This is a genomic window from Candidatus Woesearchaeota archaeon, from assembly GCA_021735165.1.
Taxonomy (GTDB): Archaea; Nanobdellota; Nanobdellia; order Woesearchaeales; family 21-14-0-10-32-9; genus JAIPET01.
In genome coordinates this window covers 1-15765 of sequence record JAIPHP010000013.1, presented here as the reverse complement: position 1 = coordinate 15765, position 15765 = coordinate 1, and the positions used below count along the sequence as shown (strand labels likewise).

General features: G+C 29.5%; 14 protein-coding genes and 1 tRNA gene. 7 read left to right on the top strand and 8 right to left on the bottom strand.

Annotated elements, in window-relative coordinates; genetic code table 11:
- Positions 1-98 precede the first annotated feature (98 nt).
- Positions 99-2201: an ATP-dependent DNA helicase UvrD2 gene (locus tag K9L97_03960; GenBank protein ID MCF7872164.1), complete on the top strand. Its 2103-nt coding sequence runs from the start codon at positions 99-101 to the stop codon at positions 2199-2201.
- A 28-nt stretch (positions 2202-2229) separates the two neighbouring features.
- Here the strand turns inward: K9L97_03960 and K9L97_03955 are convergent, their stop codons facing one another.
- Positions 2230-2829 (bottom strand): 3'-5' exonuclease, encoded by a 600-nt coding sequence (locus K9L97_03955; protein MCF7872163.1) that lies wholly within the window; start codon positions 2827-2829, stop codon positions 2230-2232.
- A 564-nt stretch (positions 2830-3393) separates the two neighbouring features.
- Between K9L97_03955 and K9L97_03950 the strand changes: the two genes are divergently transcribed.
- Together K9L97_03950 and K9L97_03945 are read left to right on the top strand one after the other, a co-directional pair.
- Positions 3394-3537: transfer RNA gene (locus K9L97_03950), tRNA-Val, on the top strand.
- Between the two features lie 90 nt (positions 3538-3627).
- The gene (locus K9L97_03945; GenBank protein ID MCF7872162.1) at positions 3628-4035 is read left to right on the top strand and encodes a hypothetical protein; all 408 of its coding nucleotides are present in this window, start codon (positions 3628-3630) and stop codon (positions 4033-4035) included.
- A 4-nt stretch (positions 4036-4039) separates the two neighbouring features.
- Here the strand turns inward: K9L97_03945 and K9L97_03940 are convergent, their stop codons facing one another.
- Positions 4040-4624 (bottom strand): NAD(P)H-dependent oxidoreductase, encoded by a 585-nt coding sequence (locus tag K9L97_03940; GenBank protein ID MCF7872161.1) that lies wholly within the window; start codon positions 4622-4624, stop codon positions 4040-4042.
- Positions 4625-4675: 51 nt separating this feature from the next.
- Positions 4676-5866: a tripartite tricarboxylate transporter permease gene (locus tag K9L97_03935; protein ID MCF7872160.1), complete on the bottom strand. Its 1191-nt coding sequence runs from the start codon at positions 5864-5866 to the stop codon at positions 4676-4678.
- Between the two features lie 312 nt (positions 5867-6178).
- On the opposite strand from K9L97_03935, the gene K9L97_03930 reads away from it, so the two are divergent.
- Positions 6179-7930: a cation:proton antiporter gene (locus K9L97_03930; protein ID MCF7872159.1), complete on the top strand. Its 1752-nt coding sequence runs from the start codon at positions 6179-6181 to the stop codon at positions 7928-7930.
- A 169-nt stretch (positions 7931-8099) separates the two neighbouring features.
- Here K9L97_03930 and K9L97_03925 read toward each other — a convergent pair whose 3' ends face one another.
- Positions 8100-8621, bottom strand: coding sequence for a hypothetical protein (locus K9L97_03925; GenBank protein MCF7872158.1), 522 nt, complete (start codon positions 8619-8621; stop codon positions 8100-8102).
- 103 nt (positions 8622-8724) lie between these two features.
- On the opposite strand from K9L97_03925, the gene K9L97_03920 reads away from it, so the two are divergent.
- Positions 8725-10014 carry a cation:proton antiporter gene (locus K9L97_03920; GenBank protein ID MCF7872157.1) on the top strand — a complete coding sequence of 430 codons (1290 nt, stop codon included), beginning with the start codon at positions 8725-8727 and terminating at the stop codon, positions 10012-10014.
- Between the two features lie 94 nt (positions 10015-10108).
- Here the strand turns inward: K9L97_03920 and K9L97_03915 are convergent, their stop codons facing one another.
- From K9L97_03915 to K9L97_03900, 4 genes are all read right to left on the bottom strand, one after another.
- Entirely contained in the window at positions 10109-11110 is a 1002-nt protein-coding gene (locus K9L97_03915; GenBank protein MCF7872156.1) for a tRNA-dihydrouridine synthase family protein, read from the bottom strand.
- Positions 11079-11804 (bottom strand): hypothetical protein, encoded by a 726-nt coding sequence (locus tag K9L97_03910; protein MCF7872155.1) that lies wholly within the window; start codon positions 11802-11804, stop codon positions 11079-11081. Before K9L97_03910 ends, K9L97_03915 begins: the two co-directional genes overlap by 32 nt.
- A gap of 109 nt (positions 11805-11913) precedes the next feature.
- Entirely contained in the window at positions 11914-12987 is a 1074-nt protein-coding gene (locus K9L97_03905; protein ID MCF7872154.1) for a hypothetical protein, read from the bottom strand.
- 367 nt (positions 12988-13354) lie between these two features.
- On the bottom strand, positions 13355-14167 hold the full coding sequence (locus tag K9L97_03900; GenBank protein ID MCF7872153.1) for a tyrosine-type recombinase/integrase: 813 nt from the start codon (positions 14165-14167) through the stop codon (positions 13355-13357).
- A gap of 420 nt (positions 14168-14587) precedes the next feature.
- Between K9L97_03900 and K9L97_03895 the strand changes: the two genes are divergently transcribed.
- The gene (locus tag K9L97_03895; GenBank protein MCF7872152.1) at positions 14588-15187 is read left to right on the top strand and encodes a hypothetical protein; all 600 of its coding nucleotides are present in this window, start codon (positions 14588-14590) and stop codon (positions 15185-15187) included.
- An 85-nt stretch (positions 15188-15272) separates the two neighbouring features.
- Positions 15273-15497, top strand: a complete 225-nt coding sequence (locus K9L97_03890; GenBank protein MCF7872151.1) for a hypothetical protein — start codon at positions 15273-15275, stop codon at positions 15495-15497.
- The last annotated feature ends 268 nt before the right edge of the window (positions 15498-15765 follow it).

Sequence of the window (15765 nt, the reverse complement as noted above, 5' to 3'; positions counted from 1 at the left end):
GAAAACTTCAAATGAACACGCATAAAACGTTTTTATGAGTTTTTTCACTAGACATGTTAACAAAACATTTTAAAATCTGACAATTGTTTTTTATTAAAATGGGAGATTCTGATTATTTATTAGTTTTAAAGGCAGTGCAAGAAATTCCTTTTAATGTCGGAAAAAAATTATTAATTGATTTTCTTAGAGGTGATGAAACAAACAAATCCATAACAAATAATGAACTCTACAAATTTGATTTTTTTGGATCATTGGCTTACGAAAAAGATGAACTTGATTTATTATTAGAGGAACTTCTAGCTCAAAGATTATTAGAATATGATTTTGTTTCAGGTAAAAAATTTTGGAGAGTCTTGAATTTAACGAAAAAAGGAAGAGACGAACTATTAAACCCTACAATGCTTAAACCTAAACAAACTCTTAAAGAAATCAGTTTTTCTAAAGAAGAAACTTTGATTCTGAAAAATTTTGATTTTTTTCTTAAAAACTATAATAAAGGTCAAAAAAAAGCAATTATTTGCAACAATAAACACATTTTATGCATCGCAGGAGCTGGTTCTGGAAAAACAACGGTGTTAACTAAAAGAATAGAATTTCTTGTTAAATATAAATCAGTAAATCCAAAAAAAATTCTCGCAATAACATTTACAAGAAAAGCAAGAAAACAAATGATATCAAAACTTCACAATTTAGGAATAGATGAATGCCACGTAGAAACCTTTAATTCGTATTGCGAAAAGATATTAAAAAAACACGAAGCTTTAGCTTATGATAAACCTACAAGAGTAACCACTTATAAAGATAAAATAATTGCAATTAACAAAAGTTTAAATTCCTTAAAGTTAGATATGAAAACTGCGATAAATATTTATTTTTCAGATTCTCAATTAAAAAACAAAACTTCTGAACAATTAGCTAAAACATTTATGAATGATTGTTTTTTTGTAAGAGATTATCTAAAAAGCAAAGATGAAAAAATAGAAAACATAAAGCATGACAAATATTTAGTATCTAAAGACTCTTTTCAATTAGTTTATGGAGTTACAAAATATATTGATGCGTATATGTTAAAAAATGGATTAAGAGATTTTATGGATCAAATGGTAGATTGTCTTAATTTGTATAGAAAAAGAACCGATTTAATACCTACATATGAACACATATTAGTCGATGAATTTCAAGATGTTAATAAGTTACAAGTTGAATTTCTTGAATTATTAAATACTAATAATTTATTCTGCGTTGGTGATCCTAGACAAAGCATTTTTGGTTGGAGAGGTTCAGATATTAAATATATTAATGAATTTGAAGAAAAATATGCTGATTCTGAAATTGTAATGCTTACAACCAATTATAGATCCTCACCAAGCATAGTCAAAATTATGAACAAATCTATAAAAAAAATGAAACTTCCCGATCTAAAATCTGTAAATGACACAGACCATGAAGAAACAGACGGTAAAATAGCACTTGTTAATTTTGATAACGAACTAGCAGAACACGAATTTATAACGCAAGCAATCATAACTTCAAACACAAAAAGAGAAGAAATATTTGTTTTGGCAAGAATGAATAAGCAGTTAAATGAAATATCAGAAATTTTTAAAGCTAAAAACATTCCATTTGTTCTAAAAAATGATGATTCTGCAACAGATATTGAAACTCATCAAGGCAAAGTTGTTCTTGCAACAGTGCACAGCATAAAAGGATTGGAAGCTGAAACTGTATATGTTGCAGGATGCAATTCTTTATATTTCCCATGTAAGGGATCTGAACATCCATTTTTAGAAATGATTAAAGTTGATGAATATAATAAAGAGGAAGAAGAAAGAAGATTGTTCTACGTAGCTATAAGCAGAGCTAAAAAAAATTTAATTTTAAGTTTTACAGGAAAACAACCCACTTATTTTTTAACAAAGGAAATCCAAGAGATATTAAATTTTAACAAACAAGAAAGTAAAAAAATACAAACACAAGCATTATTCAAAGTACAATCAAACATAGTGACTAGATTAAAAGAATGGAGAAAAACTAAAGCAGAAGAATTAGGCACAAAAGCATTTATGATAATGCACGATTCAACATTATATGAATTAGCCGAAAAAAAACCATTAACATTAGAAGAATTAAGAGAAATAAAAGGACTAGCTTCAAACAAAATAAGCAAATTTGGAGAAGAACTACTAGATCAACTTTATTAACTTAGAACCATCAAATCAATTTCATTAATCAACACACATCTTTAAACAAAATTTGCTTACATTTATGAGTAGGCATAGACTCAAATTTTAGTATGTCTTGCTTTTGATTCAATCCTGAAGCCGATAACACATCATGAAATTTTTGAAAGATTTGCAAAGTAGCATTTACATCTGCTAAAGCTCGATGTTCTTGCTCATTTTTTATATTGTAATAATCACAAATGCAAGATAATTTTTTACTTGGAAGATCAGGAATAATTCTAGTTGCTAATTTTCTTGTACACAATCTTTCATTTTCAAAAAAATTTTTAGTATGCAGCTCAACATTATGTTTTAAGAACGAATAATCAAAAGAAGCATTATGCGCCACCATTATGGAATCCTTAATAAAATTAAGAAATTTTGGCATAACTTCTTTTATTGTGGGTGCGTCTTTTACTAATTCATCATTTATGCCAGTAAGTTTTGTTATGAATCTTGGAATTTTAGTTTCAGGATTTACAAGAGTTATAAATTCTTTTTTAACAATTCCATCAACAACATGAACCGCTGCAATTTCAGTTATTTTATGAGTATATCTAGAAAGACCTGTAGTTTCTATATCCAAAACAGTGTATTCTTTGAGCATCTATAAAAACTAAAAAAAGTTTCCTTTATATATTTAACGAGATTGAAAAAATTTACCAAACAATGATAAAAATAGAAAACTTCAAATGTTTACAACAGGAATCACCACATAAAATTTTATAAGAACAACATAAAATTAGAGATTTTATCACAAAATTCGCTAAAAAAATAACCAAAAATCAAAGATTTTTGTGCAGGTCGGGGTACGACAAAAGCAAAGCTTTTGTGTACAATAAATGCAAAGCATTTATTTGTATTAAACCCCTTCCGCTAGAGCGCAATAAAAAAACACGCATGATTATGGTGTACCCTAAATCTTTCTTTTTCTTATTGCAAAGTATTGTTAGCTGCTTTGTAGTGCGACTTGTAATGTCAACATATCGGTCTATAAAAAAGGTTGCGTGCAAGAAAAACCGGCATTATGGGGGCTGCGAACAGTTCGAAAGCACGTTCTTTTTCAAAAGGCTTTTATGTCCTTTAAGGACATTTTAGGTTTATAAGGAAAGCTTGCCCTATCTTATGGAGAAAGCTTTATAAATAAAACATTTATCCAAATAATCATTAAGGGCCCATGGTCTAGCGGCTATGATGTCTCCCTTACACGGAGAGGATCCCCGGTTCGAGCAACTGGTTACGCTCAGTTGACACGCAAGTGTGTTTCGCACTTGTGCTCAAACACAGTAAAGTTTCGAAAATCCGGGTGGGCCCATCATCTTTATTTTTAAGAATTATTTTTGAACCACAATAAACAAGACCATATTGAGAAAAATATATAAAGTGTTGAAATGTTAAATCTATTATGAAACATAAACTAATCATTATTATATTTTTTTGTACGCTTTTTTTAATTGTTGCATGCCAAACAAAAACAAATGAAACTTTGCTCATCGCAGACATGAAAGATTCTTCAATAATCTCAGGAGAATCCACACAAATAATAATAGAAGTTTCAAATAACGGAGATGTGGTTCTTGATGGAGAACTCGAAATTTATTCAGAAGACGAAGAAAATGTACAAATAGAATACTCTGATGATGAGAGAATAAGTATTAATCTTGCACCAGAAGAAAATATTAAAAGAGTTATTCCTGTGACTGGAAAAACATCTTCTTTAAGGACAGATTATCTTATAACTGTTAATCTCATAGGAAGTAATAAATCAATATTAGGATCTGCTAAAACAGTTCTTATAGTAAAAAAAGAATAAAAACTCAATTTTTGTTTGGAAGCCAATCATTTTTTCTTTTAGACTTTAGAGCATCAGCGTACCATTCTAATTCCTTAATAAAATTTTCTGCTCTTGAATAATATCTTTGATCATTTGGAGAACCATCCTCAAGAAACTCCTGAACTTTTCCTACGGGTAACGTTGTAGGTATGCTAGACATTCCTAACTCTGCAAGAAATGCTCTTAAATGTACTGCGCTTCTAACACCTCCAAAGCTTCCAGCAGAATAAGACAATATTGCACTTGGCTTAAAAACATATTCTGACTGGAAATAGTCTAAAATATTTGTTAAACCAGGGGGCATGCTATGATTATATTCTCCTGTAACTATTACAAAACAATCAGCTGATTCAAAAAGGTCATGAATTTTTTGTAATTTTTCAGGAGCTTTTCCTCTTTCATATTCTTTATACATCTTATCAAGTATTGGAAGATTGTATTCTTTTGCATCAACTAATTCAACAACATGATTTCTTTTCTTCAATTCATTTATAATGAACTTCGCTGCTTTAATGCCCTCTCTTGCATTTCTTTGACTTCCATAAACCACAACCACATTTAATGTCATAATTACCACCTGCTAAACAATAAAACAAGTCCCATTATATTTGTTGTGAATCTAAAATAAGAAAAAACTGATTACAGGAAACAAAATGCACGCCATCATAGCCCTTCTTGGAATTCCAAATTCATTTGCATAAAGTCCTATGATTGTGGCTACTACTAAAACTACAAATCCTTTAAATCCACTTAGAACAAATGTCAAAATACAAATGAGCAAAATAACTGATTTGACTGTTAATTTATAATTAATTTTTGTAATTGTTTTTGAAAACCATCTTGTTATAGGAAATGAAATGATGCATGCAATACCTCCTGCAATTAAAGATACTCCAATAAGCAAAAATACGTTAGGGCTTAAAACAAGTTCTTTGACTGCTAAGATTGCTCCGTTTCTTGCTTTATCTAATATGTGGAGCGCTGCAATTGACATAAAAAAATTAGCAGTACTTATGGAGCCTATCATTACAAGAAATGTATTTGGTTCGTTCTCCGTAGTGATTGAAGAACTGATTGCTGCAGCAGTGCTGCTTCCAAGACCTGGCAATATACTTGTTATGAACCCGCTTATAAAACCTAGTAATGCGCTTGGAATAATTTTTTTTAAAGAAATGCTTAAAGTTTTAATCGTTTTTTGTTCTGGAAGAACATTAGAATCATTTTTTAAACTGAATAAAAGAGTAGAAACTCCAAAAAAACCACTCAACAAAGGAAATAGAGAATTTTCTAAATTTGAATTTAAAACAATTAAACCAAGAATTCCCGAACAAAATAACAAAAGAGTAGTTCTGAATTTAGGGGTTGAAGAATAAATAATAAAAAATGCTACAAAAAAAAGAATATATACTATGTAATTTTGAATACTTGAATAAATCTGTTCTAAAAAAACTGTTACAAAATAGAAAATTGCAGCACCTAAAATCAAGCCTGATAAGCTGCCTATAATTGTATAGGAAACTGCGGAAAATCCTTTTCCTTCTAAAAGCAATTTATGTCCTGGAAGAACACTTATTGCGGTGCTATCAGGAGCTCCAAGAAAAACGCTGGGTATTGTGTCAAGAAATGTGTGTGTTAATGCCATACAGATTATGAAAACAACTAAGCATTCAATAGAGATTATATTTAGGAATATTGCAGATAATGAGATTAGTGTGGCACTTACCAAATTTACGTGTATTCCAGGAATTAATCCGGTAAAAATCCCGGAAGCCACACCGAGCAAGATTGCGATAAGGATTTCAAGAACCATAAGACTTGCGATTCTTGGACATTTATATGCTTTAGGACTTTTGAGTCGAATAGTTTCCGATTATTTCCGAATTGTTCTTTTTAATCACTAAAAGTATTAAAAAAAGAAAAAAATTGTTTATTTGCTCTAAACAACAATATTTATACATATCAAATACCAAACAATTCTACATAATTTTTTAGTCTTTAAAGCATGATTGGAAGTTAAATTGACCTTATTTTCTTTAAATAAAAATATTTATATATGTGAACAAGGATACAAAGTCCATTCTAGTATAATTATCTGTATATCTAGATAAAAAGGTGTATGCTATTGGAAAATCAATTATTAACTGTTGGATTGTTGATGTTTTTTGCAATAATAGGTAGTGTTTTGTCTGCAAAAGTTAAACAACCAGCAGTAGTAGGACTTCTAATAATAGGCATGATAATAGGACCAAATGCGACAAACTTAGTTACAGACAGCAACACAATTAATTTAATGATAGAGTTCGGGGCAATCCTGTTTCTTTTTATTATAGGGATGGAATTTTCTTTACCTCAATTAAAAAAAATAGGTGGAAAGTCATTAGTTGTAGCATTGTTCAAAGTCGGAATAATGTTCTTTTTGGGGTTTTTATTAACTTCCTTATTTGGTATGGACTTTATCACAGCAGCATTTGTAGGCGTGATATTTTCATTTTCCAGTACGATGATAATAACGAACATATTAAAACAAAAATCTTTCATAAAAAAACAAGAAGTACCATTATTAATAGGAGTTCTTGTATTAGAAGACATATTTGGAATAGTGGCATTAACTTTTTTTTCTGTAACAAAAAATGCAGGAATATCAGGAATGGTTTCTGGAATTGAAAAATTATTAATAAGTTTAATAGTGATGAGCATCATTTACGTCATCATATCAAAATTTGCCGAAAACATAATAAAATGGATAATGAAAAATACCGGAGATGAAGTAATAACGCTAATAAGTCTAAGTTTATGTGCGGGTTTTGCATACATTGCCTATTTATTAGGATTGAGCCCTAGTGCAGGAGCATTTCTTGCAGGTAGTTTATTATCAACATTCAAAGAATCAAAATTATTTGAAAGATCAGTTAAACCCCACACAATATTATTTTCTTCATTCTTTTTCATATCAATGGGCACTTTGATTAATGTAAAAGCAATATTTGATAACTTATTTGTAATAATTTTATTTTCAATTGCAATAATAATTTCATTACAAATAGCTATAGGAGTAGTTACAAGACTTTTTGCTGATTTTTCTAAAAAAGGAGCTATGTTTGCATCAATAGCGATGTTACCTCCAGGAGTTTTTTCAATGCTAGTAGCAAAAGAAAGCATAAGTTATGGAGTTTCTTTGGATTTGGTGACCATTACATCAATAATAATTTTATTGATGTCTATAGTATTATCGTTAGCAATTTCAAAAACTGACAAATTTGTCATAGAATCAAATAAACAAAGCATAATAAAAGTAATATCTAATAAACTTTCAACATTTCTTTATGAATTAGATACAGAACATTTTTACTCAAAAAAAATTAAAAGAAGAGCAGGATTAGTTTCTATGTTTATATTAGGATTAATAATACTAACAACGATACTTTATGAAATAATAATACTTAACATAAACATTGTTTTAAAAATATTTTTACTGACTATAATAAGCTCATCTATGATTGCATTAGTTTATTTTATAATAAAAACAACCAAAAAAATATTTGAATATACAATAAACATATTCAGCAACCTTCAAGGAGGAACAAATATTAAAAAAACAAGAAATTTCATAAAACATCTTTTTTTTGGTTTATTATTATTGTTAATAGGATTATTTTTTCCAATGTTCTTGTTTGTATTAGACAAAAGTAAATTGGTTTTAATAATACCTGTGTGCTTTGTTTTAATTGGACTGATTATGATTGTAAAATCAAACAATTATGCAAAACACATAAATCTGGAATATAAATACACAATACATAAATTTAAGAAAATTAATGTTAGTTCTAAATATTTCTTAAAAAGTACTGGTCAAGTGAAACGAAATGATTTATAAACGATAAAACTTACATGTGGTAGCCAGAAAGATCTATCTTTTAAGATGGATGTGAATTGCGTCTTGCTTCGTATGTTCAAAGATTTGCGATTAAGAAACAATCGTTAAAGCTCCGTTTTTTAAGGTGGGATGGATTGTTTCAGTAAAGCGTTTTTTGGAAAAAATAGATTCATTTTATTTTTTTAGTTTGAACTATTTTTGTCTGGCTCATATAATTTCCTGAAGAATATATTGTTGTTCCCGCTCCTGTGTTTAAAAGGTACATGCCTTGTATTGTTGTTTCTCTATCATTTGATATTATTCCTGTTAGTGTAGCGACTATTCCTGTCGCAGTCAATATTATTCCTGTAGTGCACAATATGCAGTTGATTATTTTGTATGTGTTTTTTGGAATGTTTAGTTTTAGAGATATATTTTCATTTTCTTTTTGCGTTTTGGCATTTACTTCATTAAATATGCTGTATGTTGTATTTGCTGCGATTACTTCGTTTATTGGTAGGTTTGAGAATAATGCTCCACTTATATATCCTGCTGTGCTTGCGGCGTATAGTGTTTTTGTTAGTTGTTCTGGTGTTAAATTTGTTTTTTTTAATATTTTTATTCCTGTTTGTTTATGTAGTGCTATTATTTTTTCATCTATTCGTTCTATGAGTGTTTTGTTTTTTGAATTTGTTTGTTTGATCAGTGTCATTTTTTTCTTAGTTTGTAAAAGCCATTTATAAATGTTACTACTATAATGTAGATTATATTTGGAAAAGAGATAAATTTAAAAACAAACTTAATGAAATAAATTTATGGATATATTAAGTACGTTTGCTGTATTGACTGCAATAATAATAATTGGATATTTTTCAGAGTTATTATTTAAAAAAACCAGAATCCCTGATGTTTTGATACTTATTTTAGTAGGCGTTTTTTTAAGATATGGTGTTGGTTGGGCTAATCCTGATTCTTTAGGAGAGGGCACTCAACTTTTTACTACATTTACTTTAATATTTTTATTATTTCAAGGTTCTTTAGCTATTGATTTTAAGACTTTGTTTAAATCAGTTAAGGGAGCATCTGTTCTTACCATTTTTAGTTTTTTTTTAACGGTTGCAATAGTTATGTTGTTAAGCATGTTGCTTTTTCAAATGAATTTTATTACTGCATTACTTTTGGGAATGATTCTTGGAGGTACTTCAAGCGCGGTCGTAATACCTATGGTGAAAAGTTTGCCTTTAGGTAAAGACATTAAAAGTTTGTTAACTTTAGAATCTGCAATAAGTGATGTTCTTTGCATAATAGGTTCTCTTACAATAATAAATATTATTTTAACTGGTCAAGTTTCAGGCGTGGGGGTTGCAAATAATATTTTAAGTTCGTTTGCTCTTGCACTAGTATTTGGCGCAATTGTTGGTTTGATCTGGGTTCATTTATTAGATAAATTTGATGATTTAAAGCAAGCATATATGGTGACTGTTGCAGTAGTTATTGGACTATATGCCTTAATAGAGAGTCCTTTGATAGCTGCTAGCGGAGCTATAGGCGCTCTGGCTTTTGGGCTTGTGCTTGGTAATAGTAGAGCCATACTAAGATTATTTCATTCTAATGACAAGAAAAAATCTGAGGAGGAATCTTTAACTATTTCTGCTGTGTTGAATAAAAGCGCTCAGAATTTTTTTCAAGAGATTAGTTTTTTTGTTAAAGTGTTCTTTTTTGTGTATTTAGGTATTTTAATGGATTTTTCAAGCGTAACTATCTATTTGTTGTCTTTTTTAATTGTTGTTGGGATATATTTGATTAGGCCTTTGGCAGTAAAACTTTCTTTAGGAAGGCATAACTTAGGAAATTTGGATAGGACTAGCTTAGAAGTGTTAATTCCTAAGGGTTTAGCAGCTGCAGTTTTAGTTCAGTTAGCTATTCAAAGCGGGGTGCCTGGAGCAGATTTGATGACTGCTCCTGTTTTGGCAGTGGTTTTTTTAAGTATTTTGCTAACTTCTATTCTTGTTATTTTAAATGGAAAAGGCTTGTTTAATGGTGTTTGGAATTTGTTTTCTAAACATTTCGAGGATTCTAGATTGAATTCTAAGCTTAAAAGATAGTTTTCAGAGTGTGTTTTTAACTTTTAGAGAACTCGTTTTTTTAACATCAATTTTGTTGTGTGTATTTTGATTGTGCATTTTAATTTTGTTGTTGCTATGTTTTTTTGAAATAAACTTTGTTGATGATTTTGTGAAGCATGACTTTATTTTTTGCTTGTAGTATTTTTTGAGTTATTTCTTTATTATTTTGGCATTCTTTAGCAAACCATATTGTGTGATCTTTTAGTTCAGATAAATTGTTTCTGTTTTCTATTTTGTTATATAGTTCCATGAAATATTTGAAGTCTCTTCTTACTTGTTCTGTTTTTTTATTGTATGTTGTTAGTGGTTTTTTGGGTTGTTTTTTTAGTTTCCAGTAATTGTTTAATTCTTCGAATATTGAAGGATTATTTTTTGCTCCTCTGCCTATCATTAAAAAATCTGCTTTTGTGTGTGCAAAAGCCATGTGGGCCATATATGTGTTTGTTACATCTCCACTTAGTATTATGGGTATGTTTATGTTTTCTTTTATTTTTTTAATGAGCGTCCAATCTGCGCGTTCCATGTATTTTTGTTTTCTTGTTCTCGGGTGTATTGTTATTGCGTTAACTCCTAGTTTTTCGAGTTCTTTAGCGATTTCTAATGCATTTATTGTGTTTTTGTCCCATCCACTTCTCATTTTAATTGTTAGTGGTTTTTTTATTATTGGTCTGAGTTCTTTTATTATTTTATATAATTGGTCGGGGTGTTTCATTAGGTAGCACCCTCCTTTTTTTCCGAGCATATAGGGCAAGGGACATCCTATGTTGTAATCTATTAACTCCGCTATTGGCTCAATAATTTGTATGGTTTTTTTGAGTGTTTCAATATTAGAACCTCCTAGTTGGATTGCCAATGGTTTTTCTTCTGTTTGAGGATTTATGAGTTGATTTATTGTTTTTAATTCTCCTATTTCAGAAACTTTTTCCATGAATATGTCCGCATCTATCATATCTGTGAATATGAGGCCTGCACCTCTTTTTTTGCATAATATTCTAAAGCTTGCACAATTAACTGCTTCCATGGGTGCTAAGAAAAATGGATTTTCAAGTTCTAGTGAGCCAATTTGCAACTGCATTTAAAATGTTTATTGATGTTGATTTATATTTGTTTGGTTCTGTTTGTTTGAAATAGGTTTCTTTTACGATGTTTTTTTGTACGTCTGGGGTTTCTAGTTCACAATCGTCAAAGTTCAGTTTTGGGTTTGCAATTGTTATTTTGCTTTCTTGTTTTTTTTCTATTTTTTGTTGTTCTTGCGGGCTTTTATTGTGGTTTTTATAGTCATTAAAGTCTATTATGTTTTTGTTTTTTTTGTCATAAAACAATTTTTGTATTAAATCAGATCTTTTTACGAATTGATGAGTGTTTATGTCATAAAATTGATATCTTGAGTATATTGTGGAGTATTCATTTGCATTTTGTAGCATTGTTTCAAGAGAATTTTTATCATAATTTCCTAAAAATGCTTTTTGTACTAAAAGAACTTTGCTACTTTTTAAGTTTGGTTGGAACCAACTTAAAACTGTAAGTTGGTCATTATTTGATACTTCGTTATTGCTGTATTTTCCATGGATGTTGAGTGCTCCAAAGTATACATTTTCGCTTTCTAAATCATCGTCCAATAATTTATATTTTGATAAGAGGATGTCTCTTGAGCTTTCATTGAATTTTTCAATCTCTCTATGTCTCATCCTAGAACTTTTTGATTTAAAAAAGTTTATTTTTACAGTATATGTTTTTATGTATGAATGTTCTGTGAGCTGTTCTTTCATTTATTTCACTTTAAGTAATTTTTTGTTTTAATTGTTCAGTGAAGAAGTAGTATTTTAATCTTTCTATCATTAATAGCTGCTTTTTTTAAGAATTTATTATATTTTTGTGTTATTTTATTTTTTGGATTCTATTAATTATTGGTTTTGGGTCTGGGTAATATCTTGCTATTAGGTTTTCTTCTGATTCAAAGGTTTTTTCATTTTCTGAAACCTTTAGTTTTGTTATTTTTTGAGTATTTGGGTCTATGTCGTAGCAAATTACTTCATTTTTATTTGTTTCTACTAAGTTGAATATTCCATCGTGAAGACCCGCATTATTCATTATGTAATGTACGTTGTCTTGTTTTATGAATTGCGTGTAGCTCCAATGGTTGTGTGATTGAATAAAAATTATATGTTTGTCTTTTTTTAGATTTTTTATAAATTTTTTTAGTGAAGAGCTTGCTGGTTGAAATGTTCCTGTTTCTTTATCATATGTTCCTTGGGTGTGGTTATATATTATGATATTTTCGTAGTTTTCAAGGTTTTCTTTTATGTTTTCTAGTATTTGTTTTGTTTTTTGTTCCTGTTTCATTGATGTGGGCGTGTAATTTTCTGTGTCGTGGCTTTCTCCCGGTATTCCTATTATTAGTGTTTTATCTTGTGTGTGGTGTTTATTTCTTATGTATATAAAATCTGATTCTTTTTCTAATAATTCTAGTTTTTTTTCGAATAGTTCGTATATTTTTTCTAAAATTTTAAAATCTAGTTCTTTTATTAAGGTTTTTTCACAATTTGTTAAAAACGTTAGTTCATGCAATACCAAGAAATGTAATTTTGACTCGTGGTTTCCTAGGTTGAATATTGTTTTTTTTATTTTACTTGATGCTCTGAGTATTTTGTAGGTCCAAGCATATCTTTCTCCTATGTATTCATATGCTAGTTTTTTTGTTAGTTTTCCTGTTTTTTTGTAGTGTTCGTAGAATTTTGGCGCTGCTTTTTTTAAGAAGTCATTCATAGTTTCTTTAGGTATCCACTCTCCTTTGTATAGGTTGCTGCTTGTCATTGAAAATATTCCTAGTAAGTCTCCGTTGATTACGATGGAGTCTATATCTTCTTGTTCTTCAATGAGGTCTTGAGCATAGTTTAGCGCTTTGTAAATGCATTGCGGGGAATGCGTATCTGAGATTATTATATGTTTCATTTTGGTTTTTTAAACTTTAATTATTAAGATTTCTCTTATTTTTGTTAATGTTATTTCCCCAATATATAAATGTTTCGTTACTGAGCAGTAACTATTTACCACTTTTGGTTTTTTAATAATTTTTTTAATATTTTTGGGCAGGTCCCAAATATCTGTATTGTCCTAGAGCTCAATTAAGATGCGCACAGAAAAAAAAATGATTTCTTCGCGAATCTCCGCCCTAAATGCACAAAAACATAAGTTTCTGGCACAACAAAAATGAACGAACATTTTTGTGCAGGCCAATGTATTAAACCTCTTCAGCTAGCGCGCAATAAAACGCCATCCCACCTTGATTTTAGAGAACTTTACTTTTAAGGTGACCAAATTAATCAAGTGGACTCTTTATAGCAATCATCTGTGGTCTAATTGTGTGAGAATAACTAAGAGTTGTTTCTGGCCGTACATGTCCAAGAAGAGTTTGTACAGATACAATATCAATTCCAGATTCGAGTAAATGAGTTGTAAATGAATGTCTGAATATATGCGGATGAATGTGCTTTTTTATTTTGGCTTTTTTCCCTGCTTTTTCTACAATTATTTGAACGGACTTAACACTTAGAGCTCCATTTCTACCTGAAAATAACCAATAATTTTCATAATTACATCTTTCTTGTAATTCTTGTTTTATCTTTTGAGGAATGATAAATGGCCTGTCTTTATTTCCTTTACCTCCCCTCACCCAACCAATATTTTCTTCGAAACTAAAATCAATAATTTTTAGCCTTGTGACCTCACACACTCTAAGACCCGCTCCATACATTAAGGACACAAGAAGTTTATGCTTTGGATTTTCAATAACTCTCAAAATTTCCTGAACTTCTTTTTTAGTTAAATATTTAGGTTTTCTAACAGGAACTTTAGAATATTTAATCTTCAAATAGCAAGCTTTATGCAACACATCAATCATCATGAATCTCAACGCGTTATGTGCTACGTTCAAGGTGCTTCCAGAAACATCTTTATCTTCTAGATCATAAAGAAACTTTCTAACATCTTTTTTAGAAAATTCCTTTGGGTTTTTGTCTTTATTTTCAAGCAAAAACATCTTTACATATTGTAAATAAGTCTTGACCGTTCTAGGAGATAGTTTACGGCGAAGCATTTCTCGTTTCATATTATAAAGAACATCTAAAGTCATTCAAAAAAGTAAATATTACTTCTTAAAATGCTTAATTGGATAAAAAACGGAGATTTGCCGGTTTAAAAATTGATTTTGCTTATTTTCACTACAATAAAAAGAAAACATTTTTTCTAAGTCAATCTATAGAATTTTGGCATTATACGCTCTAAAATCGTCAAATTCAAAGCTTTTCGTATATATATTGTTAGTTGCAATATTACTCAGCACTTTTTTTGTGTTAAAAAATAGTTTTTGTCTGCTTTGCAGTTTTTATTTTGTGCTTGCGTCATACTGTGCCTCCTTTCAGTCACCATTTTTTCTTGCAGAAAAAACAACTAACAAGGATTAGTTTCAATCGGGAGAAAGGGCTAAAAAATGGAAGGGGGCAGTTTTCTTTTCGTAACATTTATTAAAGTGTATTCATAATCTCATATTATTATGAAATATTTAATTCCAATTATGGTTTTTGTAGGATTGGTGTTTTTGGCAGGTTGTCAAGTTCAGACTGAAACAAAGTATCAATGTGCAAATGGAGAAGTAGTTGATTCTTTGGATTTATGTTCTTCCATAACTTGTCCAGAATTAGATTGTTCTGAGTGTCCAAAACAAACTGAAACAGAAACTAAAGAAGTTATTAAATACCAATGTTATAATGGCGACATTAAAGATAAAATTTCAGAATGTTCTTATGTAGAAGAAGATATAGAAACTCAAGAGATTAAAGATGAAACATTTTCTATAAGTAGTTTCGTAATAACTTCAAATAATATTATAGAGATAGAAATAACTTCAGAACTAACACCTAATAGTCCATTGAATATGTTTACTCACCCACCAAATCCTACAAATAAAAATTTATACGATGATTCTCAATTAATTCAAATAGGATTGGATGGAATGGGTAATAAATATTCCAAAAATGTTAGTGATTGGATTTCAAAATATGAATCATTAAATATTTATGGTTTTGGTATTGTATTATGCGATAAGGAGGTCTGTAATTATGAAGAAATTGAATATTCAAAAACAATACCATAAAATAATAACTCTTTTATTCTTAATTATTTTAACTGGATGTTCTTCGTATCAATTTATTCCTCCCCTTGAACCGGAAATTGCAGAATTGTCAGATACACAATTAAGAGTTATTAATAGAAATAATTATACATGGCATAATGTAAGCATAACTGTTAATGATTATTATTCTTGCTGGGAACAAGATAATTTAAATCCTGAAGGAATCATTGAAGTTCAAGCGTTAACTTGCGATCAATTTGCCATTAACCATAAATACATTTATTCTATACTTGTTGAAACTGATGAAGGAAAAGCATCATTTACACGATAGATTATGTAAAACTGCCCCTTTATTCTTGTTCTTGATGTATCGCATTCGCTCATTTGATAGAACGCCCTTTCTCCCGACTCTGCGGACGCAGGTTTCCAGAACTTCGTAACTGGAAACGAAACTAACAAGGATTAAAGTAAATAAAAATTGATTTTTCTTCCCCCCCAAATTTGCGAAATGTTTTTAAAGGAGTTGTGCTTAATCTTTTTAATATGAAAAGAGGAAGATTTTGTTTGATTGTTTTTATGATTGTAATTAGTTTAGCTAT

What these genes read in the sequence shown, in the direction of transcription:
- K9L97_03935 (MCF7872160.1), bottom strand. Translation starts at nt 5,866, where the DNA reads ATGGTTCTTGAAATCCTTATCGCAATCTTGCTCGGTGTGGCTTCCGGG.
- K9L97_03925 (MCF7872158.1), bottom strand. Translation starts at nt 8,621, where the DNA reads ATGACACTGATCAAACAAACAAATTCAAAAAACAAAACACTCATAGAA.
- K9L97_03940 (MCF7872161.1), bottom strand. Translation starts at nt 4,624, where the DNA reads ATGACATTAAATGTGGTTGTGGTTTATGGAAGTCAAAGAAATGCAAGA.
- K9L97_03910 (MCF7872155.1), bottom strand. Translation starts at nt 11,804, where the DNA reads ATGAAAGAACAGCTCACAGAACATTCATACATAAAAACATATACTGTA.
- K9L97_03900 (MCF7872153.1), bottom strand. Translation starts at nt 14,167, where the DNA reads ATGACTTTAGATGTTCTTTATAATATGAAACGAGAAATGCTTCGCCGT.
- K9L97_03945 (MCF7872162.1), top strand. Translation starts at nt 3,628, where the DNA reads ATGAAACATAAACTAATCATTATTATATTTTTTTGTACGCTTTTTTTA.
- K9L97_03955 (MCF7872163.1), bottom strand. Translation starts at nt 2,829, where the DNA reads ATGCTCAAAGAATACACTGTTTTGGATATAGAAACTACAGGTCTTTCT.
- K9L97_03905 (MCF7872154.1), bottom strand. Translation starts at nt 12,987, where the DNA reads ATGAAACATATAATAATCTCAGATACGCATTCCCCGCAATGCATTTAC.
- K9L97_03895 (MCF7872152.1), top strand. Translation starts at nt 14,588, where the DNA reads ATGAAATATTTAATTCCAATTATGGTTTTTGTAGGATTGGTGTTTTTG.
- K9L97_03920 (MCF7872157.1), top strand. Translation starts at nt 8,725, where the DNA reads ATGGATATATTAAGTACGTTTGCTGTATTGACTGCAATAATAATAATT.
- K9L97_03915 (MCF7872156.1), bottom strand. Translation starts at nt 11,110, where the DNA reads ATGCAGTTGCAAATTGGCTCACTAGAACTTGAAAATCCATTTTTCTTA.
- K9L97_03960 (MCF7872164.1), top strand. Translation starts at nt 99, where the DNA reads ATGGGAGATTCTGATTATTTATTAGTTTTAAAGGCAGTGCAAGAAATT.